The organism is Calothrix sp. CBUCES-K 9914 (assembly GCF_059640475.1).
In genome coordinates, this window is record NZ_JBXXZH010000001.1 from 80,314 (window position 1) to 103,282 (window position 22,969).

Annotated in this window: 20 protein-coding genes and 1 pseudogene; 10 read left to right on the forward strand and 11 right to left on the reverse strand. The window is 39.4% G+C overall.

Annotated elements, in window-relative coordinates; genetic code table 11:
- Positions 1–23: 23 nt before the first annotated feature.
- Positions 24–194 (forward strand): hypothetical protein, encoded by a 171-nt coding sequence (locus AC2JBO_RS00295; protein ID WP_496951612.1) that lies wholly within the window; start codon positions 24–26, stop codon positions 192–194.
- 299 nt (positions 195–493) lie between these two features.
- Here the strand turns inward: AC2JBO_RS00295 and AC2JBO_RS00300 are convergent, their stop codons facing one another.
- On the reverse strand, positions 494–1,285 hold the full coding sequence (locus AC2JBO_RS00300; RefSeq protein WP_496951613.1) for a PEP-CTERM sorting domain-containing protein: 792 nt from the start codon (positions 1,283–1,285) through the stop codon (positions 494–496).
- Between the two features lie 482 nt (positions 1,286–1,767).
- On the opposite strand from AC2JBO_RS00300, the gene AC2JBO_RS00305 reads away from it, so the two are divergent.
- Positions 1,768–2,085: a hypothetical protein gene (locus AC2JBO_RS00305; protein ID WP_496951614.1), complete on the forward strand. Its 318-nt coding sequence runs from the start codon at positions 1,768–1,770 to the stop codon at positions 2,083–2,085.
- 278 nt (positions 2,086–2,363) lie between these two features.
- On the opposite strand, the gene AC2JBO_RS00310 is transcribed toward AC2JBO_RS00305, so the two are convergent.
- The 7 genes from AC2JBO_RS00310 to surE all read right to left on the reverse strand — a co-directional run bounded on the left by AC2JBO_RS00310 (position 2,364) and on the right by surE (position 11,233).
- On the reverse strand, positions 2,364–2,693 hold the full coding sequence (locus tag AC2JBO_RS00310; RefSeq protein WP_496951615.1) for a low molecular weight protein tyrosine phosphatase family protein: 330 nt from the start codon (positions 2,691–2,693) through the stop codon (positions 2,364–2,366).
- Between the two features lie 163 nt (positions 2,694–2,856).
- The gene (gene secA / locus AC2JBO_RS00315) at positions 2,857–5,646 is read right to left on the reverse strand and encodes a preprotein translocase subunit SecA (protein ID WP_496951616.1); all 2,790 of its coding nucleotides are present in this window, start codon (positions 5,644–5,646) and stop codon (positions 2,857–2,859) included.
- A 237-nt stretch (positions 5,647–5,883) separates the two neighbouring features.
- Positions 5,884–6,426, reverse strand: coding sequence for a cytochrome C (locus AC2JBO_RS00320; protein WP_496951617.1), 543 nt, complete (start codon positions 6,424–6,426; stop codon positions 5,884–5,886).
- A 576-nt stretch (positions 6,427–7,002) separates the two neighbouring features.
- Positions 7,003–7,911, reverse strand: a complete 909-nt coding sequence (locus AC2JBO_RS00325; RefSeq protein WP_496951618.1) for an AAA family ATPase — start codon at positions 7,909–7,911, stop codon at positions 7,003–7,005.
- A gap of 112 nt (positions 7,912–8,023) precedes the next feature.
- Positions 8,024–9,100: a bifunctional riboflavin kinase/FAD synthetase gene (locus AC2JBO_RS00330; protein ID WP_496951619.1), complete on the reverse strand. Its 1,077-nt coding sequence runs from the start codon at positions 9,098–9,100 to the stop codon at positions 8,024–8,026.
- A 149-nt stretch (positions 9,101–9,249) separates the two neighbouring features.
- A complete protein-coding gene (locus AC2JBO_RS00335) occupies positions 9,250–10,140 on the reverse strand; it encodes an MBL fold metallo-hydrolase (RefSeq protein ID WP_496951620.1) in 891 nt (296 codons plus the stop codon).
- Between the two features lie 277 nt (positions 10,141–10,417).
- A complete protein-coding gene (surE, locus tag AC2JBO_RS00340) occupies positions 10,418–11,233 on the reverse strand; it encodes a 5'/3'-nucleotidase SurE (protein WP_496951621.1) in 816 nt (271 codons plus the stop codon).
- 388 nt (positions 11,234–11,621) lie between these two features.
- Between surE and pheS the strand changes: the two genes are divergently transcribed.
- Positions 11,622–12,623, forward strand: coding sequence for a phenylalanine--tRNA ligase subunit alpha (pheS, locus tag AC2JBO_RS00345; protein ID WP_496951642.1), 1,002 nt, complete (start codon positions 11,622–11,624; stop codon positions 12,621–12,623).
- 717 nt (positions 12,624–13,340) lie between these two features.
- Here the strand turns inward: pheS and AC2JBO_RS00350 are convergent.
- Positions 13,341–14,792, reverse strand: coding sequence for a RecQ family ATP-dependent DNA helicase (locus AC2JBO_RS00350; RefSeq protein WP_496951622.1), 1,452 nt, complete (start codon positions 14,790–14,792; stop codon positions 13,341–13,343).
- Between the two features lie 313 nt (positions 14,793–15,105).
- Here AC2JBO_RS00350 and AC2JBO_RS00355 point away from each other — a divergent pair, with 313 nt between their 5' ends.
- Entirely contained in the window at positions 15,106–15,810 is a 705-nt protein-coding gene (locus tag AC2JBO_RS00355) for a hypothetical protein (RefSeq protein ID WP_496951623.1), read from the forward strand.
- Between the two features lie 153 nt (positions 15,811–15,963).
- Here the strand turns inward: AC2JBO_RS00355 and AC2JBO_RS00360 are convergent, their stop codons facing one another.
- Positions 15,964–18,012, reverse strand: coding sequence for a S9 family peptidase (locus AC2JBO_RS00360; RefSeq protein WP_496951624.1), 2,049 nt, complete (start codon positions 18,010–18,012; stop codon positions 15,964–15,966).
- Positions 18,013–18,165: 153 nt separating this feature from the next.
- A complete protein-coding gene (locus AC2JBO_RS00365; RefSeq protein WP_496951625.1) occupies positions 18,166–18,288 on the reverse strand; it encodes a hypothetical protein in 123 nt (40 codons plus the stop codon).
- 114 nt (positions 18,289–18,402) lie between these two features.
- Between AC2JBO_RS00365 and AC2JBO_RS00370 the strand changes: the two are divergent.
- The 6 genes and pseudogenes from AC2JBO_RS00370 to AC2JBO_RS00395 form a co-directional block, all read left to right on the forward strand.
- Positions 18,403–18,525 (forward strand): annotated as a pseudogene (locus tag AC2JBO_RS00370) (thioredoxin domain-containing protein); the annotation flags it as partial.
- 48 nt (positions 18,526–18,573) lie between these two features.
- Positions 18,574–19,077, forward strand: coding sequence for a DUF4365 domain-containing protein (locus tag AC2JBO_RS00375; RefSeq protein ID WP_496951626.1), 504 nt, complete (start codon positions 18,574–18,576; stop codon positions 19,075–19,077).
- On the forward strand, positions 19,074–19,604 hold the full coding sequence (locus tag AC2JBO_RS00380; protein ID WP_496951627.1) for a hypothetical protein: 531 nt from the start codon (positions 19,074–19,076) through the stop codon (positions 19,602–19,604). The genes AC2JBO_RS00375 and AC2JBO_RS00380 overlap by 4 nt, the downstream gene beginning before the upstream one ends.
- Positions 19,605–19,919: 315 nt before the next feature.
- Positions 19,920–20,408 carry a hypothetical protein gene (locus AC2JBO_RS00385; protein WP_496951628.1) on the forward strand — a complete coding sequence of 163 codons (489 nt, stop codon included), beginning with the start codon at positions 19,920–19,922 and terminating at the stop codon, positions 20,406–20,408.
- A gap of 135 nt (positions 20,409–20,543) precedes the next feature.
- Entirely contained in the window at positions 20,544–21,419 is an 876-nt protein-coding gene (locus tag AC2JBO_RS00390; protein ID WP_496951629.1) for a calcium-binding protein, read from the forward strand.
- 58 nt (positions 21,420–21,477) lie between these two features.
- Positions 21,478–22,941 (forward strand): cellulase family glycosylhydrolase, encoded by a 1,464-nt coding sequence (locus AC2JBO_RS00395; RefSeq protein ID WP_496951630.1) that lies wholly within the window; start codon positions 21,478–21,480, stop codon positions 22,939–22,941.
- Positions 22,942–22,969 lie beyond the last annotated feature (28 nt).

Consider the following 22,969-nt stretch of genomic DNA (forward strand, 5'->3'; position numbering starts at 1 on the left):
AGCGTGATTATTATAACAGGGTTTTGAGAATACGCTTTGGTGATATACCAGCAGAGGTTAGTGAGCGTCTCGAAGCAATAGAGGATATAAATGTGTTAAAAAAACTTCACGAACAATCAGTAACTATAGCTTCTGTAGAGGAATTTCAGCTTCGGCTTAATGAAATTCCCCCATCTGAAGAAGCTTTGGAATAATAAGCATAGCGTGAATTGCGCTTTGAGTTTTGATTAAATACACGTAGAGACGTTACAGTGTAATGTCTCTACTGCGTTTTGGGTTTTATATACATTTTTCACATTATGACGGCGCCAGACATAATTATTCAATTAGTAAAGTTATATACTTTATGGCAAGATAAAAAGCCGTATTTTTCTCAGTATAAATACGAAAATTGCATTTTTGCGTTAAATAATATACCACTAATTTAAGATTTGACTTACTTTGGCGCCAAAAGTGCCCCGTCCCTTAACCCGACGTTAACTTAACCCAAATGTCAATTTCCAGTTTTCTTCTGAATCGAATTGAAATGCGCGTGATTGATTTTAGCATCGCTTTTGATGCCCCTAGATATAGCCTCTTTGTACGTTTTTTGCCGCTTTAGCAATGAGCCTACACCTAAAGCACTAAAAGCTAAGAAGCCCAAAGTTGTAGATGGTTCAGGGATACTAGTTGAAATCGATGCAGTTTTGATTACTAGTCGTGGACTATTAAAAGAATTAGTACCACGGTCTAGTAGTAATCCTCCAATAGTGTTTTGCGCGCGGATACCGAAACCTGCAAAGGAATCTTTATTGCTAACTAAATTTTGAATAAATGCAGTCGCATCAAAATTGTAGGTTTCTTGTACAAAGTCGGGTGAAACATTAGCACTATCTAAGATAGTTCCAGCCTGAAAATCAGATGCATCAACTAATCCATTTCCAACATATCCACGGGCTACTAAACTAGTTGGTCTAGTACCTGTAGCACCCAAGCCAAATACTTGATTTGGTAGACCAGTTGCTTGAAAAGCCGCACTTGTAATAGATTCTGATGCTGGAATGGAAAACCCACTAATATTAAATTCAGCAAATTCTGCTGCTTCTCCTGTGGAACCTAAAACTACAGTATCAAAATTACCAGGAAAAACCTCATCACCCAATCCGTCGAAATTTCCTGAAAAACCGCCATCTATGACTTCAAAAGTAACTGTTGGATTAAATATAAAATCAGCAGCTAAAACCTGCTCACTTGCCAGCAAGCCAAAAAACAAACTTAGACCAGAAGTTAGTATTGATTTTTTCATATAAACAACGGTTCAAGATATATACATCCGCTTATTTTATTGATACTTTAAATCACCCATCATTAGAATTAACTATTTTTACTATTACTTTATATCTATGCTTCTTATCGCGATTCCAACCCTTTATAACTATTGTTTTATATAGGCGCCGCCGTCAAATTACGGGAACTCAAGGAAAATCTCAAAATACCGTGCGAGTTATTAACCTTCATAACCTAACTTTGTATAACGGCGTCTTTATTCATTATTTTTTCGATACGTCGCGAATCATTAGTTAGGTGATTTAAAAATTTTTCTAGTCAAGATGCCTCTGCTACTTAAAAAATAATCAGTATATTTGTTCTTAATGATAAGCGGCGCCCTTAGAACGTTTGTTGGCGCCATTCCTAACTAAAAAATTAAGTGTTTAATTACCGATGTGCATAAACCAGGGAAGTCCATCATATTTAGGAGTACACAACTAAAACAAGGAATTTGCTGCAATGCATACTATTCAGAAATTAATGAACATGACACTTTTGGCAACTGTGCTATTTTCCCCTGCTGCAATGGCACAACAACAATCGCTAACCACACAAGTTGATGGTGTATCTCAACATGTTCCATGCCGTGATCATAAAGGCAAAATTATTCCGTGCCCTTGGAAAAAACCCATTAAAACCAGTCCTCATGGTAGTGGTACGGGAGCAGATAAAAAACCAAATCCCTGCAATCCGAAAAAAGGGCAACCTGTTGATACCAAAGCCTGCCGCGATTATATTAATGGAAATCCCAAACCACCAACCCAACCCAAACCTTAATTTTCATTGGCGCCACTCCATAAAGCTCATATTTGCTACGCACATGAATGCATTTTGAATTGTTAAAGGCGCCTGTATTTACTACTACAACCAAGTTTGCAGGTGCCCACATAAGAAGTTTCCGAAGTGCAGTTTCACTTGAAGGTGCCCAGTAGCGTACCTTCATGTAAGTAAAATTTTTTTCAAAAACTAAGTGAAAATACTACCACATAATTAAAATAATTCAAAATATCAGTCTCAGTACGCCCTAGCACAACAACTTATTAGCATCCGGCGCCTTAAAATGTTCCAAGTAAAGGAAGAACCTTGATTTTGAGTAAATTAATCAAATCATCATCCATGTAATCATATTCATCTGGTATATCCAGACAAATAATTCGCTTGCCTTTTAAATATGGCTTGAATTTTTTTGAGAGCTTGTTTCGGTGCGCTTTTTCCATTACGAATATAATATCAGCATGTTCTATAGCTTCAATTGATACAGGAACTTCGGCGCCATTGTTTAAGCCAGCAGATTCTACATCTAGTTCCTCGTATTCAGAGAATATTGCTTCTGCGGTTGGGCTTCGCAATTTATTTTGACTACATATAAATAAAAGTTTTTTCAAGATTTCCTCTGTGCGCTAGAAGTCTCTGTGGTTAAAAAATACACGTCATGCCCAGCCAAGACACTTATGCTACAAAAGGGTACAACATACTTGTTGCACCCCTATAAATTGTTAATTTGTTATTGCTAAAAATTAGTCGTATGGTCGTCAGTGACGAACTTACTTATACCATTTCAGATTGCATAGCAGGTTGAGGTTGTGGTTGGAACATAAACAGCGAGTACACAACGTCTCTACGGATATTTGTCATCATATCCAAGAATAACTCGTAACCCTCACTCTTGTATTCGATTAATGGGTCTTTCTGTCCATAACCTCGTAAACCTACTGACTCGCGTAAAGCATCCATTGCTTGAAGGTGTTCGCGCCATAGGGTATCAATACGCTGCAAAATAAAGAAGCGTTCGGCTTGACGCATCAAACCAGCTTGAATTTGATCAACTTGCGCTTCTTTCATATCGTAGGCAATACGAACTTGTTCATGGAGGAAAGCTTTAATTTCACCCATTGACATATCAAACAACTGTTCAGATTGTAAATCAGCCAGCAGGTAAACAAACTCTTTGACTTTCTCAACCAATTTATCAAGTTCCCACTCTTCCGAAGGCAAGTCAATATTAATGTAGTAGTCAACGATGTCATCCATCGTTTTCTCAGCATACTTAATTACTTGTTCCTTCAAATCTTGCCCTTCTAATACACGGCGCCGTTCAGCGTAAATAGCACGACGTTGGTTGTTCATCACCTCGTCGTACTCAAATACTTGTTTCCGAATGTCGTAATAATATGTTTCGACTTTCTTTTGGGCGCCTTCCAAACTGCGAGTTAACATCCCCGACTCGATAGGCATGTCTTCTTCGACGTTGAACATGTTCATCAAAGAAGCAACTTTCTCGCCGCCGAAAATCCGCATTAAGTTATCCTCTAAGCTGAGGAAAAATCTTGCGCTTCCAGGGTCTCCTTGTCGTCCCGCGCGTCCCCGTAATTGATTATCGATACGTCGCGATTCGTGACGTTCTGTACCAATTACGTGTAACCCACCTAATTCAACAACTTGATCATGCTCAGTTTTGGTAAACTCTTCATACTCGTGTCGAATACGGTTATAAGCATCACGCAGTTTTTGAATAACTGGGTCATCTGTAGGCGCCTTTTCTGCGGCAACAGCAATTCTTTCTTCAGCCTCAAGTTCGGGTAAAGAGCGCTCACCATACTCGCGTGCGGCAAACTCTACCGCTTGTTTTAATAAATTCTCAGTCTCTTTTCCAATTTGAGTGGGGAAAATTTCTGGAGAAGCACGCCAAGTTTTAACCTTTTTACCAGGTACAAAACCCTGACCACCACCACCATGACCGCTAGGCAAACCTGACGCGCGTTGAATACCAAAACTATCTTCATCTTCTGGTTGAACAAGACGTGGCATAAAATACTCACGCACTTTTAGACGCGCCATATACTCAGCATTACCACCCAAGATAATGTCAGTCCCACGTCCTGCCATGTTGGTCGCAATAGTAACTGCCCCACTGCGTCCTGCTTGCGCGACAATTTCCGCTTCACGCTCCACGTTCTCTGGACGCGCGTTCAATAACTCGTGAGGTATTTCCCTTTGCCGCAACAGTTGGCTAAGATACTCAGATTTTTCTACACTCGTAGTACCTACCAATACAGGTCTACCAAGCTGGTGCATTTCCGCACACTCGGAAGCTATTGCGTTCCACTTACCATTTTCGGTCTTAAAGACCATATCTGATAAATCTTTCCGCATTCTCGTGCGGTTGGTGGGAATTATCGTAACCTCAAGCTTGTAGATTTTCTCAAACTCAGCTTCTTCTGTTTTCGCTGTACCCGTCATTCCACCTAATTTAGGGTATAAAAGAAACAGGTTTTGATAGGTAATTGTTGCAAGAGTTTGAGTTTCTGGCTGAATTTCTAAGTGTTCTTTTGCCTCAATCGCTTGGTGTAAACCATCACTCCAGCGGCGCCCAGGCATAACCCGACCAGTAAATTCATCAACGATAACTACTTCACCACCACGGGTAATATAGTTAACATCTATTAAAAATAATTCTTTAGCTTTAATTGCATTAAATACAAAATGTGCCCAAGGGTCTTCTGGGTCAAATAAGTCAGTAACTTCGAGTAATTTTTCAGCTTCCGCAAACCCTTCATCTGTCAGCAACACGTTACGTGCTTTCTCATCAACCTCATAATGGTCATCTTTTCTGAGTGCATTGGCAATAGATGCGGCTCTGAGGTATTTTTCGGTTGGTCGTTCGACTTGTCCTGATATAATTAGCGGTGTACGCGCTTCGTCAACTAAAATTGAGTCAACTTCGTCAATAACACAGTAATTGAAGGGACGCTGCACAACATCTTTGATATCTGTCGCCATATTATCGCGCAGATAGTCAAAACCAATTTCACTATTTGTTACATAAGTAATATCGCAGTCGTAATTCTTCTTACGTTCCTGCGGAGTCATACTTTGTTGAATAAGACCAACGCTCAAACCCAAGAAACGATGTACCTGACCCATCCACTCAGCATCTCGACGAGCTAGGTAGTCGTTAACTGTAATAACGTGTACGCCTTTACCAGTTAGTGCATTTAAATAACTGGGCAATGTCGCGACAAGGGTTTTACCCTCACCAGTCTTCATTTCAGCGATTTGCCCTGTATGTAAAATGATACCACCTAACATCTGTACATCAAAGTGGCGCAACCCCAACACACGTCGTCCAGCTTCTCGTACAGTTGCAAAAGCTTCTGGCAGAATATCATCAAGATTTTCGCCTTTTGCCAAGCGCTGTCTAAATTCTGTAGTTTTCTCCCTCAATTGCTCATCCGAAAGGGACTTGATTTCTTCCTCAAACAGATTAATATCAGTAATGTAAGGTTGATATTTTTTAAGTTTACGAGCGTTGGGGTCGCCCAACAAGGTTTTTAGCATGGCGGTTATCTAACTAAACAAGGAATGGGAATAATTAATGAAAGGCTTATTGATTATAGACATTTCACATAACCGAATTTAATGATTATCATCGGTTACATAAGTAACGTTCTTCATTATATAGACGGTTTTGGCAGGCCAATTATATAGCTACTGTTTTAATATTAACTTAGGTTGTCTCCAAAGCTTGTCAGGAACTCCGATATGGACAAGTAGCGATATCCCTCCTTACTCCCACTATGGCGTCAAGGTACGAAAGTTATAATTATTCGCTCCTGGATGACATGTTACACAACCACTAGCTTGCACAGGGGTTGGAAGTTTAACTTGAGGATGTAAAGCTTTGAAATAGCGTGAACTAGTTAAACGATAGGGTATTTGCTCGTCTTGGAGTATAGGACGCGAAAAAGTAGAAAGATATCGCCACACTAGCATCCTGGGTGGGTCAACTAGTGGTTGAAGTTGTGAACCGTAATGCTCATTGTCTTCGAGAAGGTTTTTCCAAGTTTGGGTTGGAAAAACACCTGGAGGTAGAGCAATGTGACAAGTTGAGCAGTTTTCAAGGTAAAGTTCTTGCCCAAGTTTAAATTGCGCTGGTACTACATCTATAGTACCAATTGATGACGTTGTTGCATCTTTTGGAGTGGCGCCTTGTACATTTGTGGCTAAAGCAAGTAACCATCCCATTGCGAGACTCCAAGCCAAAACAATTAAAAGTAAACCAAGAGGGTTACGTTTTAGCTTCTTTTCTTTATTTTTGCGTTTAACTAGATTAGACATTTTATATTATTGACTATATTTTTGTACTATATAGTTTTAATGAACAAAAGCGAATAAATTTTAAACTCACTAAAAATATAACTTGCATACACGCACTATACATTCAGAGTCTTATGTTAACTGTTTTGTTGCCATCACATAGTTTTTAAGATAACTACTGGCCTGTGTCAATTAATTTGGTCGGCTCACGGCGTCTCGCCTGACCGCGCGCACAGGCGGCACGCCTATGCTACAACACCCCAAAATTAATGACACGAACTACTACTAACATCTTTTGGCAACGGATGATAGACGGATGTAACGGATGCTCCGTATCTAGCCAGCAGTACTACTGGTTGACGTTAACCAGTAGTACCAAATTTGGTAATTTGAAGTCATGTTGTAATTTAAAGCAGTTTTTTCAAGTCAACAAGTAGTACTCAAATGGCGCCAGTGCTTCATCTCATTCAATTTACTGGGTTAAGAACATTAGCAACCCATGATGAACGGATATAACGGATGGTTAACTTTGAACAAATAGATGAGCGTTTGTAACCAGTAAATCATCCGTTACATCTGTTACATCCGTTGCAAAAATTAAGGTATTGGTACTGAGCGTAATATACGTTCCATAACACTTTTAGCTCGGCGCCCACCAACTGGAATTATCCGATGACATAGAACATTAGGCGCCAATAATTTAATGTCATCTGGAATAGCATAGTCGCGCCCAAGTAAAAAAGCGAGAGCCTGAGTAGCCCGTTGTAAAGCCACAGTTCCACGAGGACTGACACCAAGAGTAATTTCTTCATCAATACGTGTTGCTCGCGCTAAGTCGAGAATATACTGTCGCAAAGAAGTATCAACTTTAACGTTTGTACAAAGACGACGTAGTTGTGCAACCTCTTCCAAAGTAATACAAGGTTCTAATGTGTCAACTATTACACCATTAGACGCACGTTGCAACATCTCAAGCTCCTCGTTTTCTGAGGGATAACCCAAACTTAATGACAACATAAATCTGTCCATTTGAGCTTCAGGAAGCGGAAAAGTGCCTTGGTACTCAATAGGGTTTTGTGTAGCAATAACAAAAAAAGGTGAGGGGACTGGACGCGATACACCATCAACAGTTACTTGCTGTTCTTCCATTACTTCGAGCAATGCAGACTGAGTTCGAGGTGTCGCTCTATTTATTTCGTCTGCTAGTAAGACATTCGCAAAAACAGGCCCAGATAAAAAACTAAATTCGCCGCTTTTTGGGTTCCAAATATTAGTTCCTGTTATATCGGTTGGTAAAAGGTCTGGAGTGCATTGCAGTCTCTGAAACTTACCGTCAATAGAACGAGCAAGTGATTTTGCGAGCAATGTTTTACCTACACCTGGGACATCTTCGAGTAGCGCGTGACCTCCAGAAAGCAAAGCAACTAAAACCAAACGGATAGATTCAGCTTTGCCAACGACAGTTTTTGCTAAGTTTTGTGTTAATGCGTCAATTTTTTCTCTCATGCCCTACCTTTCGCGCAATAGATAAAAGGGCACGGATATATATACCCGCACCCTGACTTTACTTCTTGAGTCCTATATAGAGTGTTCCCATAAATTAACGCTTATTAACTCATCACTCAAAAAAAACTTTAGCCGCAGAGCAGTCAAGTTGAATTTGGTTTTTTAATTCTTCAAGGGAAGCAAATTTAGTTTCAGGTCGCAAAAATTTCTCTAGCTCAACTGCTAATTTTTTGCTATACAAATTCCCTGACCAATCAAACAAGTGTACTTCTATTGTCGTATTTGTACCATTGATTGTAGGACGGTTGCCAATATTCATTACGCCAAAAGCAAGAAATTCGTTCTTTGCAGGTGTACCAGTTACCTCGAATACACGAACAGCGTAGACACCATTACTAGGTAAAAATTTATCTTTTGGCAGTTCAAGGTTTGCGGTGGGAAAACCGATGGTACGACCGAGTTGTTGACCTTTGATAACATTACCATACAGCGTATATGGTCTTCCAAGTAGTTGGGAAGCTCTCTGTGCATCTCCCTCGGAAAGAATGGAGCGAATTAATGAGGTTGAAATGCGGGTCATGTCCACGGGTATATTTGGCGCCAAATTTTGTTTTATAGTATCTGTTTCCAAGGAAACAATCGTCACGGGAATATTGTATCTAGCGGCAATAATTTGTAAATCATATGCGGTCCCACTACGCTTAGAGCCAAAACGAAAATCTTGCCCAACACTAATTTGAGTTGCTTGAAGTTGTTGCACCAAGATTTTCTCAACGAACTCGTCCGGACTCAACGAACACAACTCGCGGTCAAAAGGTAACAGTACTAACTGTTCGACACCCAGATGAAGTAAAGAGTGAACTTTTTCATCAAGAGGTGTCAGCAATGCACGAGGTTTTCCACTAAAAAACTCATCAGGATGTGGGTTAAAGGTGACAACAGTGGAGTGAATATGCTTTTTGGGATTTTTCAGGTGTTCATGGGTAGTGAGAATTGCTTTTTCTCCCTCTACAGAAGCTTCGCTCAAGTTTAGTTCCATCTCCCTAGTTCCGGAGATGGGTTTAATCACCTGCTGATGTCCGCGATGTACACCATCAAACTTGCCAAGTGCGACAGCAGTAGGCGTTAGAGCTTGTTCAACTCGATTAGTAACCCACACAGAACACCCATTTGGAGACAGATTTAGCACTTTTTGGTACTGGGATGAACGGTTTACTCGCTTTGAAAAGTCAAAAGTCTGAGTGTCTAACCACTAATTGACCATTGACTTAAGACAGCTCTCTCTCTTTCACCAATCTAATCTAAAATCTAGAATTTCTCCGGTTGTTGATATTCCTATTAAATATGGCTAACAGGAAAAGTTTCTGACAATGGGACTCTTATGGGTACATCCAGCACCATTCCTTCTTTTGCCATAATGGCGCCATTAAACTTCTGTGCTGCTTGTCTACCAACTAAGTCAAGGAAATCATCGTCGTGTGCTGGGTCATGGTGGAAAATCACCAAAGTTTTGACGTTGGCGGCTTCAGCAATTTTTACTGCTTCTTGCCATGTTGAGTGACCCCAGCCAATTTTTGGGGATTTTGGAGAGTGATATTCTTCGTCTGTATATGTTGAATCGTAAATTAAAATATCAGCATTTCGTGATAACCACAAAACATTTTCGTCAAGGTGGTCAGAAAAATGTTCGGTGTCGGTAATATAAGCTGCGGCGCCTCCACACCAGTTGACGCGATAGCCAACAGCTTCACCAGGATGGTTCAATGGTGCAGTTTCGATTTCGATATCATCAATTTTAATCGGCTCCCCTGGCGCCACATCATAAAAATCCAAATCCGCCTGCATAATTTGTAAGGGTACAGGGAAATTAGGATGCAGCATTTGGTCGTTCAGACGTTGCTCAACAGTAGAACCGTCGGGTGCAATGGCGCCATAGATACGAAAATGATTACCCCTGACAAATCCTGGGGTGAAAAATGGAAACCCCTGCATGTGATCCCAATGGGAGTGAGTAAAAAAGATATGCGCGCTCGTTGGCATTTGGCGCAATAATGACTGCCCCAAAACATGCAACCCCGTACCGCCATCAAAAACTAAACGCTTACCGCCTACTTGCATTTCAACACAAGGAGTGTTACCGCCATAACGCACGGTGTTTAGTCCCGGACAGGGGATACTGCCGCGAACGCCCCAAAAAATTACTTTAAATTGTTTTTCTATCCTAGACATGAGTAAGGTCAAAGCTTAATACTGAGTGGGCGATTAAAAACCTTATCGGTTTGGTTTTGTTTAGTTTATACGCTATAAAAAAGCAAATGGCAGTATGGGTAATTCACTCTATACATGCTACACACCTGATTTCACAAGACTTTCGTGTCATTTTGTAAGATTCTAAAGTCCTATTTAAGCTTTTAGTGTTTTAGGTAATGCCCGCGTCATAGCGTGATTTTTGTAACTGCTTCTACTTTATAGCCTATATTTTGTCATCATGCATTGACATAGATTACTAGTCTGTTTGCTTTTTACTCTCAAGCCCCCATTCCCGTTTCGATAGATGAGTTAATGCTTGAGAGTACGTAAGGTTATATTGTAAAGGGGTTATACTGATGTAGTTTTCACGTATAACATGTACATCGATTGGTATATTTTGAGGCAAATTTAAACCAATCGGAGGCTCAATATCTTCTTGAACTTCCCCTGTTAACCAGTAATAAGTTTTACCACGCGGGTCAGTACGCTTATCGAAAACATCAATATAACGCCGCACACCTTGACGTGTAACTACGGCGCCAGCAATTTCAGACCATGCAACCGCAGGGACATTTACGTTTAAAAGCATTAAGTCAGGTAAAGGATTTTTTGCCAGTTGCCCTACCAACATGCACGCAAAATCTGCTGCGGGTTGAAATTCTCTGTTTGTGTGGCTAGTCAAGCTTAAAGCAATACTAGGAATACCCTCAATCAAACCTTCCATAGCCGCACTCACCGTCCCAGAATACAAAATTTCCGTCCCAACGTTGGCGCCTTGATTAATTCCAGAGAGAACTAAATCAGGTGGTGCATCCAGCAAAGCCCACAGCGCTAATTTGACGCAATCTGAAGGAGTTCCATCACAAGCCCAAGCTTTAACTTCAGGATGAAACAAAGATTCCACTATGGAAGCACGAATGGGTTGGTGCAAAGTTAGTCCGTGTCCGGTTGCCGAACGCTCCCGGTCTGGACAAACTACAGTTACTTCGTGACCAGATAAAGCTAAAGTGTTAGCCAGAGTCCGAATACCTAAAGCTGAAACCCCATCGTCATTGCTAATTAGCAGTTTCATTTAATCAGTAATCTTGCGATTAATAATTGACACAAAATATCATTAAGAATGATATCAGTTTTTAACTGTTCTTGCCGAGTCAGAAATGCATATTAGTCTAATTTAATTTGATTTAACTTGAAATTATAGTTTCTTTTCACCAATATATACTGTTACAAATATTTTTTAAATGTATAAAAAAATTTATAAATACGCGCTCTTTAACACACTGCGTCCTAAAGTCATACCCTAAAGCCATTTTTGCTCTTGTATTGGCGCCCTGATTTAACTTGTTTATGCGGGCAGATGTTGTAAACTCAGTATTGCAATGGCACCACCATTTATAGCAAAATGCTCTTAAATGCTGACTGCCTCTGTGTTCAGTAAATTAGTATTATATAGTAACAGGATGAGCAACTTTGAGAGCGATTTAGAAGCTCAACTTAATGCGCTGCGTACTGATGGCGAAAATGCAGTCGCACAAGCTGACACCCTTGAGCGTCTAGAGGAGTTGCGCGTAGGCTATTTAGGGAAAAAGGGAGAATTGTCGATACTATTAGGTAGTATGGGCAAACTTAGTGCTGAAGAACGTCCCAAAATTGGCGCCGTAGCAAATACCGTCAAAGAAGCTTTGCTTTCCAGTCTCGAAAAACAGCGTACTACATTAGAAACAGCTAAAATACAGGCACAACTGCAAGCTGAAACTTTGGATGTAACAATGCCTGGTGTTTATCGTCCCCAAGGCCGCGTTCATCCTCTCAACGGTATAATCGACCGGGCACTAGATATATTTGTGGGTATGGGGTATACCGTCGCACAAGGTCCAGAAATGGAAACCGACTATTATAACTTTGAGGCACTTAACACACCTCCCGACCATCCCGCGCGGGACATGCAAGATACATTTTACTTGCCAGATGGGAATTTGCTAAGGACACAAACATCATGCGTACAAATACGGTACATGGAAGCTGAAGAACCACCAATTCGGATTGTTGCTCCAGGGCGAGTGTATCGAAAAGATGATGTAGATGCTACTCACTCAGCAGTTTTCCATCAAATTGAACTTTTGGCAATTGACGAAGGATTAACTTTTACCGACCTGAAAGGCACAATAAAAGAATTTTTGCAACAAATATTTGGTGACTTGCCCATCCGTTTTCGTGCCAGCTACTTTCCATTTACCGAACCGAGTGCAGAAGTAGACTTACAGTGGAACGGACGCTGGTTAGAAGTAATGGGTTGTGGAATGGTTGACCCCAACGTTCTCGCTGCTGTTGGTTACAACTCTGAAGTCTATTCTGGCTTTGCAGCAGGTTTTGGCGTTGAACGCTTCGCAATGGTACTCCACCAAATGGATGACATTCGGCGCCTATACTCCAGTGACCTCCGCTTCTTACAACAATTCTAGGCAACTGATGATGAACGGATGTAACGGATGATTGATTTTAATTAGTAGGGTGCGTGATGCTATAACAATTCTTAAACGAAGCAAACAATCTAGTAGCGTCACGCACCTAACTACAATAATTTAAGTAGTTTTTATTTTTACCACGCCCGTTACAGAGTAGAGACGCTCCGGTTCAGGAGCGTCTCTACACGGCGCCAACTCCCCAGAATTAATTTTGGTAGCTTGACGTAGCATTATGCTTATAGTATGTGCTAAAGCTGTATAAAAATTATGCTAACTATATACATTAATTCTATAAAATAGTGTTATTTTTGCGTTCACGGAGTGTCTCCGGAGGAGAATTAACACGTAATAAATAAAAAAACGAGTAGTAATATTTACATTAATCTTATCCCGTAAGATATGGCTTTGGTATTGTCCTTTGATGACGTTTATAAATCTCGAACCTTGTAATTGGAAGGTAATAAATATTTAGCCGCGAGTCAGCAGCGCGCGATTGCGGTAATTTTTACTGGGGGATATAGTAAACTTTGCCCCAGTAAAAAAGAAGATGCAAATCATAACCACCAGTAAAAACAGCCCCAGTAATTGAAATAAACAAGAGTTAAGAGAGTTAAAAAGAGGCGCCAACTCCCTAAATTTCATGACATATATCAAAAGTTTTGATGGGTTTTTAGTGAGTGATTTGTTACTGGATATAAGCACTCTTCGTGCTTACTACGAGTTTCTTCCACAATTATCACAGTGTCCACAACGCCAATTTTCAAATTCTTTACTAAAACCAAATGCTTTTAGTAAAGACTGCCAGCGGCATTGCCTACTATACAAATATTGGTACATTTGTTTAGAAGCATTAAGGTGCGTATTTGCTTGATGCTTGAATCCAGAAATAATTTTATAATTAAAAGGGTCAAGCCATTCGAGTTGACCATTAGAGTGAAGAAGCGATAATGCAACGGCACTATTAGGAAATTGTTTCATTACTGCAGTAATTTCGCCTTGTTTTGGTAGCTTTTTGATTAGCTGTTGTGCGTTTTGTTGCTGTTCAAACATCATTTTCTCGAAAAAATTCTGTCTTTGTTTGTCTTCTGGGTCTAACCACCCAGTCGGTTCGCTAACTAACGTTAATACTTCAGATGGTTTTCCATCCCTTCCCGCGCGACCAATTTCTTGTACATACTCTGACAGCATTAATGGTGCATGAAAATGAACTACCCAGCGCACGTTTGACTTATTTACTCCCATCCCAAAAGCTGAGGTGCAAATTACGAATGGTATTTTATCATTTAACCAACTACTTTCAATCGCGCGACGTTCTTCGGCATTTAACCCGGCATGATAAGCTGCTGTATTGTAACCCAATTCTTCAAGCCAAGCTGCTAACTCTTCGCTATCACGACGTTTACGAACATAAATTAATCCTGCCTGGTTTGGTCTATTCTTGATAAATTTTAATAATTGTTGCTTACGACCTCTTGGTGTCCATGCAATGCGAACATTCGGATTAAGGTTAGAACGATATTGATTGAGTCGAAATATTTCTGGCTGTTGTAATCCTAAAGCTTTTTGTATTGTCTCTTGAGCCAGGGGATCAGCGGTGGCAGTAAATGCGGCTATACTTATTTGAGTTCCTACTGCTTTCGATTTGATTAAAGCTTGACGAACTGCACCCAATCTTCTGTACGCTGGACGGAATGTATCTCCCCATTGTGTTAGACAGTGAGCTTCATCGAGTATAATTGCCGTTATATCAATTTCTGGTTTAATTAATATTTCCCAAACGGGTGGACTTAGTAAAGTTTCTGGAGATAAGTATAATAACCTTAATTTTTGTTGCTCCAAAGCTTTTAACGTTTGGCGCCGTTGAACTGGTGACAACTCGCTGTGTAATAAGGCAGCAGATAATTTCTTCGAGTGTAATTCTTGTACCTGGTTTTCCATCAGCGCAACTAATGGAGAAACAACTAAGGTTAAACCAGCTTGAAGTAATGCAGGCAATTGGAAACAAATCGACTTTCCGCCACCTGTTGGCATAATTATTATTGCATCATTTCGCGCGAGTAAACAACGAATTATTTCTCCCTGTGGTTGTCTAAAATCTTCATAACCCCAGATATTCTGAAATGCTGCACGGACTTCATGCCAAGATGGAGTAGAAAGTCGATTCATATTTTGGGAGTAGATGCTCCCGTCTCCTTGCACACTTATTTTCAACGTAATCATAAATATATATGTGCCTATATCATCGTTTCATCAGTATTTATGCGTAACTTGTATAAAATGTTGTCTTTATCATTCAAGCTTAAATAGCTATATACATTGTTAAATAAGCAAAAATCATACTTGATGATTATCCTTATCGTATAATTTACTACTTTAGGTAGAAGACATACGATAATTTTTTACAGAAAACAAAATTGGCGTTAATTTTGCAGCATTTTGCGGGAACTCTATAACTAGAGGTAATTATTCACAATTGCATATGAAAACTGCTGCAAATATAAATGAATTTTCCGTCATCAGCGCATCGACCCAGGATAAATTTACAAGTCGTGAAAAAGCCAACAACTCGGATACAGATTCGGAAACGCTCTTGAATTTGGCAACTCATGAAGACTTTTACGTGCGTCGCGCGGTAGCAACACATTACAAGACCCCAAAAACAGCGTTAGCTTCTTTAGCTAGCGATGCACAAGAACAGATACGCTTTTATCTAGCGGCAAATCCAAATACTCCAGTTGAAACCCTTAGTCAACTAGCTTTCGATCAATCTGGTGATGTTCGTTCACAAGTTGCGGGTAATTCCAACACACCAATAAATATCCTTGAACAGCTAGCACAAGACATATATATAGAGACACAACGTCAACTTGCAGAAAACTCTAATACTCCTACTCGTGTCTTAGAGAGGACTATTAATAAAATGCTCGAACTAGCAGAATCTAAAACTCTATCAAGTACAGATGCTGCGGTAATTCGAGGAATTTCGATGAATTCTAATACTCCTACTCATATTTTAGAAAAAATCTGCGCTATCCAAAATCCGGAGAATCATTACTGGTTATTCGAGCTTGCTGTTGCACAAAACTCCAATGCTTCAGAAGTTTTATTAGAAAAATTAGCTCAAAGTGCTGATTATGATGTTCGTCTTGCAGTCGCAAATAATTCTAAAACTCGCAACGGATAAAACGGATGTAACGGATGAGTTACTCGTTACATACAAGAGTAGGGTGCGTGACGCTACTAACATTTTGAAACGAAGCGCAGTAACTGGTAGCGTCACGCACCCTACAAATCAACCATCCGTTACATCCGTTATAATCCGTTGCCACCACCCAACCTACAAACAGTAAAAATCGTTTATACTCTCTCCTAAAATGTGATGACTAAACCAAATTAAATTTTGTTTCATCAGCGCGCGCGCGATACCTGGTTTATTCACACCGTGTCCCATACCCTTAAAAATCACAAGTTCGGTTTCAATACCGACATCGCACAAACCTCGATATAATTCATAAGCATTGGAAACTGGTACACGTTTATCAGCATCACCATGTTGAATTAAGGTTGGTGTACATGCTTGTTGTATATAAGTCATTGGGGAAGCTTTTCGGTAAACTTCCATATCATTCCAAGGAGTATCACCTAAATAATAGTGTGTAAATGGGTGAATATCTGTACTAACATAATACGTAACCCAATTACTAATTCCGGCGCCTACAGAAGTAGCTTTAAAACGGTTGCTATAGGTGGCACAAAATGCTGAAATATATCCACCTTGACTCCAACCCATGACTCCGACTTTATCACCATCAACAAAACCTTGAGCAATTAAATAATCAACACCAGATATAACATCCGCATAATCACCAGTTCCTAAATCTTGGTAATTCAAGCTTCGGAATTTTTCCCCATAACCATTACTACCTCGGTAGTTTGGTAACAGCACAAGAAAACCTTTCTCTACAAAACTTTCAATTGGATAAGTATTATCATCTAAAGCAATTGCCAGCGATGTTGCTTTTGGTCCACCATGTACTCTTAGCAATAAAGGATACTTTTTGTTTGGGTCAAAATCAACAGGTTTACAAAGAACTCCTTCGATTTTTGTTCCATCTAAACTTGTCCAGCAAATAACTTCTTTTTGAGCAAACGGTCTGTTTTGTAGTAGTACATTGGATTGATTTGTGACGCGCGAGTTATTATAGTAAAGCTCGAAACAATGTTTTGCATCACCTCTAATATCAGCGAAGTGTGTACCATCCAAAGAAATTGTTGCAATTTGTATAAAGGAAGTGATATCTGAATTTGTATCTGCTACAAGTGGAGTTACTTCGCCATTAAGTTGGAGAAAACCAATTGTACTGCTGGTTTTTTCTTGCCACCAAATCAAAATTCCTTTAGTTGTCCAGCGCAGAGGGTAAATACATTCAGCAATACCTGTAGTTTCTTGAGACAGTTGAGTTATTTCACCAGAATTTAAATTATAAACCGCTATACGCTTATCATCAAACCATTTACCTGTACGTAAATATGTGAAGCAAACACAAGTACTATCCGGAGAAAATAAAATATTCCGTTTAATACCAACAAAAGGAACGTCAAGTTTTTTAACTTCCTTAGACTGAATATGTAAAATATAAACTTCGGTTTTGTCTTGTTCTGCTAAAATTGGAGAGGGTGCAGCAAGTACGGCCACTTTATTACCACAAGGCGCAACATCAAATTCATAAACATGGAGATTTTTCAAGGCAGTAAACTGTATAGACAGTTCATCTTTTTCCTCAGTCTTTTTACCGTTCGCTTCTTCGTTGTTATTGCCTTCGCGTAAATCCTTTGGTAATGTATTAATGGCAGTTGTTTTTTGTAAACCTGTATTTAAATCTAAATAATAAAGACAATTATAGCGGTATTCACGATTTACATATTCAATATCACCATAAAGCTCACGACGTTTTTTAATAGGTTTTGCTTCAACATCACGTGCGACAAAGAAAAATCCTGATCCAGATGGCGCCCATTGAAAAGCGGTGATATCCTCAGCAGCATAAGAAACTTGAACACCCGTAACATCACCTTCAGACTTAATAAAAATTTGTCTTTTCCTATCCCTTTCATTTGGCTTTGCTAAATAAGCCAGAGTGTTAGAATGTAAGTTAGAATCCTTACCTCCACTTGGCGCCCATTTAGGTTGATAACTTTCGTTTTTACCGCGCGTTAATGGATAATGTTTACCATTTTCATAAATCCAAACATGCCATTGATAAGCGTTACTATCCCAGTCAACTTGACGCTTGACGTAAGCAATTTTTGTGCCATCAAAGTTAATATTTGGATTAAACAGCTTTGGATGTGCAATTAATTCTTCGATTTTAAGGTATTCTGACATTTTGTTTTTGAGCTTGGTGATATTGATCCCCCCCAACCCCCCCTTAATAAGGGGGGGCTAAGATTTGATAGAATATTTTTACAAAAATAAGCACAATTTAACATTTTCTCTTATTCCCCCCTTATTAAGGGGGGTTAGGGGGGATCAAAATAATTATGAGCATTTATTTTCCCACTCCTCGCGACTAATTGCATAAATAACAGTTTCTTTTCCCAAAACCTCAGCAGTACCTTCTAGCTTCTCTCCTAACTTCTCTGCAACACGTCGTGAAGCCATAATAAAATATAAAAAATATTATACTATGACTTTCGTTGTTGTCAATGTTTGCTCAATTTTAACTTATTGTTACTGTTTATTGATTTTTTGGGAGTTAAGTACGCAAGAGCCATTAAAATAAATACAGATGAAAATCCCAATGTTGCCTCTCAGTATGGTGTACGCAGCATTCCAACGCTGATGATATTTAAGAGCGGTCAGAGAGTTGATATGATCGATTTTAAGTTAATATTCTAATTGAGTAATATTGGAACTACTATATTAATACAATTTAATTTTTTGAGAATGACTCTTAACACTCAAAAAGAAGACTTTAGTCTTGCTTATATTAATGCTGTTACAAGTAGTGTGGGTTACTCTCTCCAAACTGCTACACGTAGGTTAGATGATAGTGGTATAGACGCTACGATAACCGTACCGGGAAAAATTAATTCAAAACGTTTACCTAGATTCGATGTACAAATTAAATCGACATCTCAAGATAGTCTTAAAGATGAGCTTATTAAATATAGGTTAAAAGCTAAGAATTATAACGAACTTCGTGAACAAGACCCTTTTGTGCCACAACTGTTGATAGTTGTCTTGCTACCAACAGATGTAGATGACTGGTTGTCTCAAACCGAAGAATCTTTATGTATCAAACGTTGTGCGTATTGGTTATCACTACGAGGACAACCACTGCTTGACGACCAAGCAACCATTACTATCGAAATTCCACGCCAAAATATATTTAGTCCCAATGCACTCAGAACTATAATGGAACGTATAGCTGCCCAAGAAGTATTATGACAGCAATATTCCCGGATATAGGAAAATTTCAATATCTTGACCCTCAACAAGTAAAAATGTACTTAGCTGCACATGGTTGGCAGCAACAGCAACTCCGTGGTGACAAAGCTAGTATATGGACTTTAGACGATTTTGAAATTTTACTTCCCCTCAAACCAGAAGTTGTAGATTTTAATAGACGCATGGCAGAAGTTGTAGAAACTCTTGCTCTTGCAGAAAACCGTTCACAGTTTGAAATATTAGGCGCCTTAGTTACAAACTTGCCTAATACTACTATTCAGGGAGTTATTACTCATATTGCAACTCCACATGCTGGATACCTTGGTGGAGAAGTTACGCTACTTGGTGTCGTTGTTGATAAGTTACGCCCTATTCATACTGAGTTAGCAGATCACGACTATATTCTTGCACTTAAAGCTTATCAAGAACGTCTTCCTGTTTACTGCACAGGTGAGTTAATTAAAGAAAATGGTACTTTTATTCTGAAAAATCCCCGTCAATTTATTCTTGATGATCTTGGGGAATGACAATTCCTTTCCTATCGCCTAAAACTATTGAAGGATATGTAGCTGGAATTAAGGAATCCCACTGGAAACCGCAAATTTTATTTTCGGATGGGTCTATTACAGTTTTGTGCCATTTACTGGTAACTCTTCATGCCAGTAAAGTGGTCACTTTGGTTCTTTTATCTACTTGCTTGCTGTTTTATTCTCAAAGTGTCGGTAAAAACACTGACGGCTCAAACATCAAGTTCTAAAGCTGAAAAGTAATTATACAGATGTTTGATTTCCTATTTACACTCATCTGAAAAAAATTAAGAACGCGCGTTAATAGAGGTTATTATGCAACACTTTTTGAAGTCTGTGGTGACGATGGCTGCTGTTTGTGCTGCTACATCTGTACCAGTTTTATTAAATACTGAGTCTGCTAGTGCGGATGAAGGAATGCGCGGAAGTTATATAGGTGTTGGTGTTAGTGCTGATGGAAGTGGCGCCGCAGCATCTGTAACAGGACGTATTGATTTAAATCCTGTTTCGATACGAACTACTGTTACGGGTGCTTGTGATAGTGGTTTATGTGCAACTTTGGTTGTACCGACTGTTACTTATGATTTTGGTATTGGTAAAAACGCAAATATTTATGCAGGTATTGGTGGTTCTGCGGTTTCGATAAGTGATAGCAATTCTTCGGTTTCTTTGGGCACTGGCGCTGTGGTGCAAGCAGGCGCCGAGGGAGCTATTAACCAAAATGTTGTCCTCTATGGTGATGGAACTTATTTCACTAATGGGGGTGGAACACTTTGGAAAGTTGGTGTTGGTTATAGGTTTTAAGCAAATTGTAGGTTGGGTGCAGGCTTTGCGTAACCCAACATTAATGAGGAGTTGGCTGTTGGGTTCCGTTCCTCTACCCAACCTACTGCACAAAGATATTTGTTTTTGAAAAGTAATTAAATTGGAGAAAAATCAATGACGATTTTTGGTACTAAAAATAATGACAGATTATTTGGTTCTGTAGGTAATGATACTTTTGTTTCTTCTGCTGGAAATGATTTAATTAATGGTGGTAGCGGTTTTGATACTGTTGATTACAGTAATTTTGGGCAAGCTATCTCACTTTTTCCTCGTGGTGGTATTGGTAAAAGTAGTTTCGGAACTGACCAATTATTGGATGTTGAAAGAATTATTGCTCCTAATGTTTTAGGAAATACAATCAATGCTTCGAGTGGTGCGGAAGGAGCTTCTTTAAATATTGATTTAAGCCAAAATCGGTTGACTGTTAACAATGTTCCAGGAATTGGTTCGCTGAATTTTCAAGTGGTAAATTTTACTAACGTTTTGGCTACTGGTAATAGTGATAAGGTTGTAGGCAATAATTTTAATAATACGATTGATGGTTTTGCTGGCAATGATTCTCTTTTTGGTGGTGGTGGCAATGATTTATTGATTGGTTCTGCTGGCAATGATTTGGTGGTTGGTGATGCTGGTGATGATATTTTGTTGGGGACTAATCAATTTTCGCGCGGTAAGGGTGAGTTTGATGTTTTGGTTGGTGGAGATAATAATGATGCATTTGTTCTAGGCGACGGCAGTGGGTCTTACTATGGTTTTGGTAATGGTGATTATGCTCAAATCTCGGATTTATCTGGTGGAGATGTGATTCGGTTGGGGGTTGGTGAAACTTATTTTGCTAGACGAGATGCTGCTGGGTTTGATTTGTTTGTTGCGAGGGGGTCTGGTTTTGATTTGGTTGCAGATGTTCGCACTACTTTTACCGCAGGTTTACCCACTGGTACTTTTAAGCTAGCTTCTGGTCAGAGTTTGGGTATATTTTTAGGCGCCTAAATTTTGGTAGTGTGGAAAAGTAAGAGTATGAACTTCAAGAAAAATAAGGAGATTGCTCATGCGAAAATTCATATCAATTTTAATGTTAGTGGTTGTTTTGCAATTGATATTATTTTTCTCTCAAATTATATTTTTTCGACCGATTAGCGCACAACAAAGTAGTAGTAAGCTATATGGAGTACATGAGTTTAATATTGCCAGACAGGTAGGACGTAATTTGCCAGAGCGAATTAGTCAAGTGCAACAAGTAGAAGCAAAAGTTGTTCGTTTACCAGTAACTTGGCATTTAATGGAACCGCAACAAGCAGGAATAACTCCGCAATGGTTCTGGGATGAATTAGACGCAGATGTGTCTGCTGCCGAAAATGCGGGAATTAAGCTGATTATTGAATTAGGACAGACACCGTGTTGGGCTTCATCTGCACCAAATAAAAGATGCAACGACTCAAATTACACCGATTACTTGCTATACCCACCAATCAATTACAATGATTATGCAAACGCTATTGCTAAACTTGTACAGCGTTATCGTGGTCGGGTTTATGCTTGGGAAATTTGGAATGAGCCTAATCTTAAAGCTAATTGGAAACCACTTGGCTCTCGTCCTTTTACAATCAATGATTTGAGCAATTTGTTTATTGATCTTCAAGGTGCATCGCAATACACAAATTTAGTAAAAGCATCTTACACTAAAATCAAAAGTGTTGACCCCAAGGCTACAGTATTAGCAGGCGCCATTGCTGCTGGGGATGTTGATTATGTAAACGAAATGTATAAGGCTGGCATTAAGGGTTACTTTGATGCGCTGTCAATGCATCCTTACACTGGTGTTTATCCTGGTGATTCTAGTGGTAGGAGTTATGGACCAAATGAATGTCCAGCAGGAGTTGAAAATTCTAAATTGTGGTGCTTCAAAATTGGTGTTGAGCGAGTTAGACAAGCTATGTTAGCCAAAAGCGATGATAAGCCAATTTGGTTTACTGAATTTGGTTTCAGTAGCACAACTGGATGGAATGGCTCTAAATTTCCAAACGACCAAGCTGACCATCTGCGCTCTTCTATCGCCTTAATTAACACTTGGAATTTTGTTCCTGTTGCTTGTTGGTATCAACTTGTTGACCGATATGCAAAAGATGACCGTGAGGGTAGGTTTGGACTTTTTGACATTAACGGTCAAATTAAACCTTCTGGTCAAACTTTTAAGCAGCTTGTGAGTGTGACAAAGCCAGTACTTATCTCGCCTAAAGGTGAAATTACAACAAATACGCCAAGTTTTTCTTGGCAAGCAGTACCTGGAGCTACCAGTTACAAACTTTGGGTTAACGAGTATAGCAACCCTAATGTAGCAGGTAAAATTAATCGCGATTTTACTCCTACACAAGCTAATTGTACTAGCAACAGTACTTGTACAGTCAGTCCTGGGGTGCGTTTTGCACGAGCCAGTGCAGAATGGTGGATAACTGCAAATTTCAGTGACGGTAGTTCTCAACTTAGTGATGGCGCGACATTTATCGTGAAATAATCAGCACATTGTAGAGACGCGATTTAAT

Coding starts and splice junctions, on each gene's coding strand:
- AC2JBO_RS00300 (WP_496951613.1), bottom strand. CDS start 1,285: ATGAAAAAATCAATACTAACTTCTGGTCTAAGTTTGTTTTTTGGCTTG.
- AC2JBO_RS00305 (WP_496951614.1), top strand. CDS start 1,768: ATGCATACTATTCAGAAATTAATGAACATGACACTTTTGGCAACTGTG.
- secA (WP_496951616.1), bottom strand. CDS start 5,646: ATGCTAAAAACCTTGTTGGGCGACCCCAACGCTCGTAAACTTAAAAAA.
- AC2JBO_RS00320 (WP_496951617.1), bottom strand. CDS start 6,426: ATGTCTAATCTAGTTAAACGCAAAAATAAAGAAAAGAAGCTAAAACGT.
- AC2JBO_RS00325 (WP_496951618.1), bottom strand. CDS start 7,911: ATGAGAGAAAAAATTGACGCATTAACACAAAACTTAGCAAAAACTGTC.
- AC2JBO_RS00335 (WP_496951620.1), bottom strand. CDS start 10,140: ATGTCTAGGATAGAAAAACAATTTAAAGTAATTTTTTGGGGCGTTCGC.
- surE (WP_496951621.1), bottom strand. CDS start 11,233: ATGAAACTGCTAATTAGCAATGACGATGGGGTTTCAGCTTTAGGTATT.
- pheS (WP_496951642.1), top strand. CDS start 11,622: ATGAGCAACTTTGAGAGCGATTTAGAAGCTCAACTTAATGCGCTGCGT.
- AC2JBO_RS00350 (WP_496951622.1), bottom strand. CDS start 14,792: ATGAATCGACTTTCTACTCCATCTTGGCATGAAGTCCGTGCAGCATTT.
- AC2JBO_RS00355 (WP_496951623.1), top strand. CDS start 15,106: ATGAAAACTGCTGCAAATATAAATGAATTTTCCGTCATCAGCGCATCG.
- AC2JBO_RS00360 (WP_496951624.1), bottom strand. CDS start 18,012: ATGTCAGAATACCTTAAAATCGAAGAATTAATTGCACATCCAAAGCTG.
- AC2JBO_RS00365 (WP_496951625.1), bottom strand. CDS start 18,288: ATGGCTTCACGACGTGTTGCAGAGAAGTTAGGAGAGAAGCTAGAAGGT.
- AC2JBO_RS00375 (WP_496951626.1), top strand. CDS start 18,574: ATGACTCTTAACACTCAAAAAGAAGACTTTAGTCTTGCTTATATTAAT.
- AC2JBO_RS00380 (WP_496951627.1), top strand. CDS start 19,074: ATGACAGCAATATTCCCGGATATAGGAAAATTTCAATATCTTGACCCT.
- AC2JBO_RS00385 (WP_496951628.1), top strand. CDS start 19,920: ATGCAACACTTTTTGAAGTCTGTGGTGACGATGGCTGCTGTTTGTGCT.
- AC2JBO_RS00390 (WP_496951629.1), top strand. CDS start 20,544: ATGACGATTTTTGGTACTAAAAATAATGACAGATTATTTGGTTCTGTA.
- AC2JBO_RS00395 (WP_496951630.1), top strand. CDS start 21,478: ATGCGAAAATTCATATCAATTTTAATGTTAGTGGTTGTTTTGCAATTG.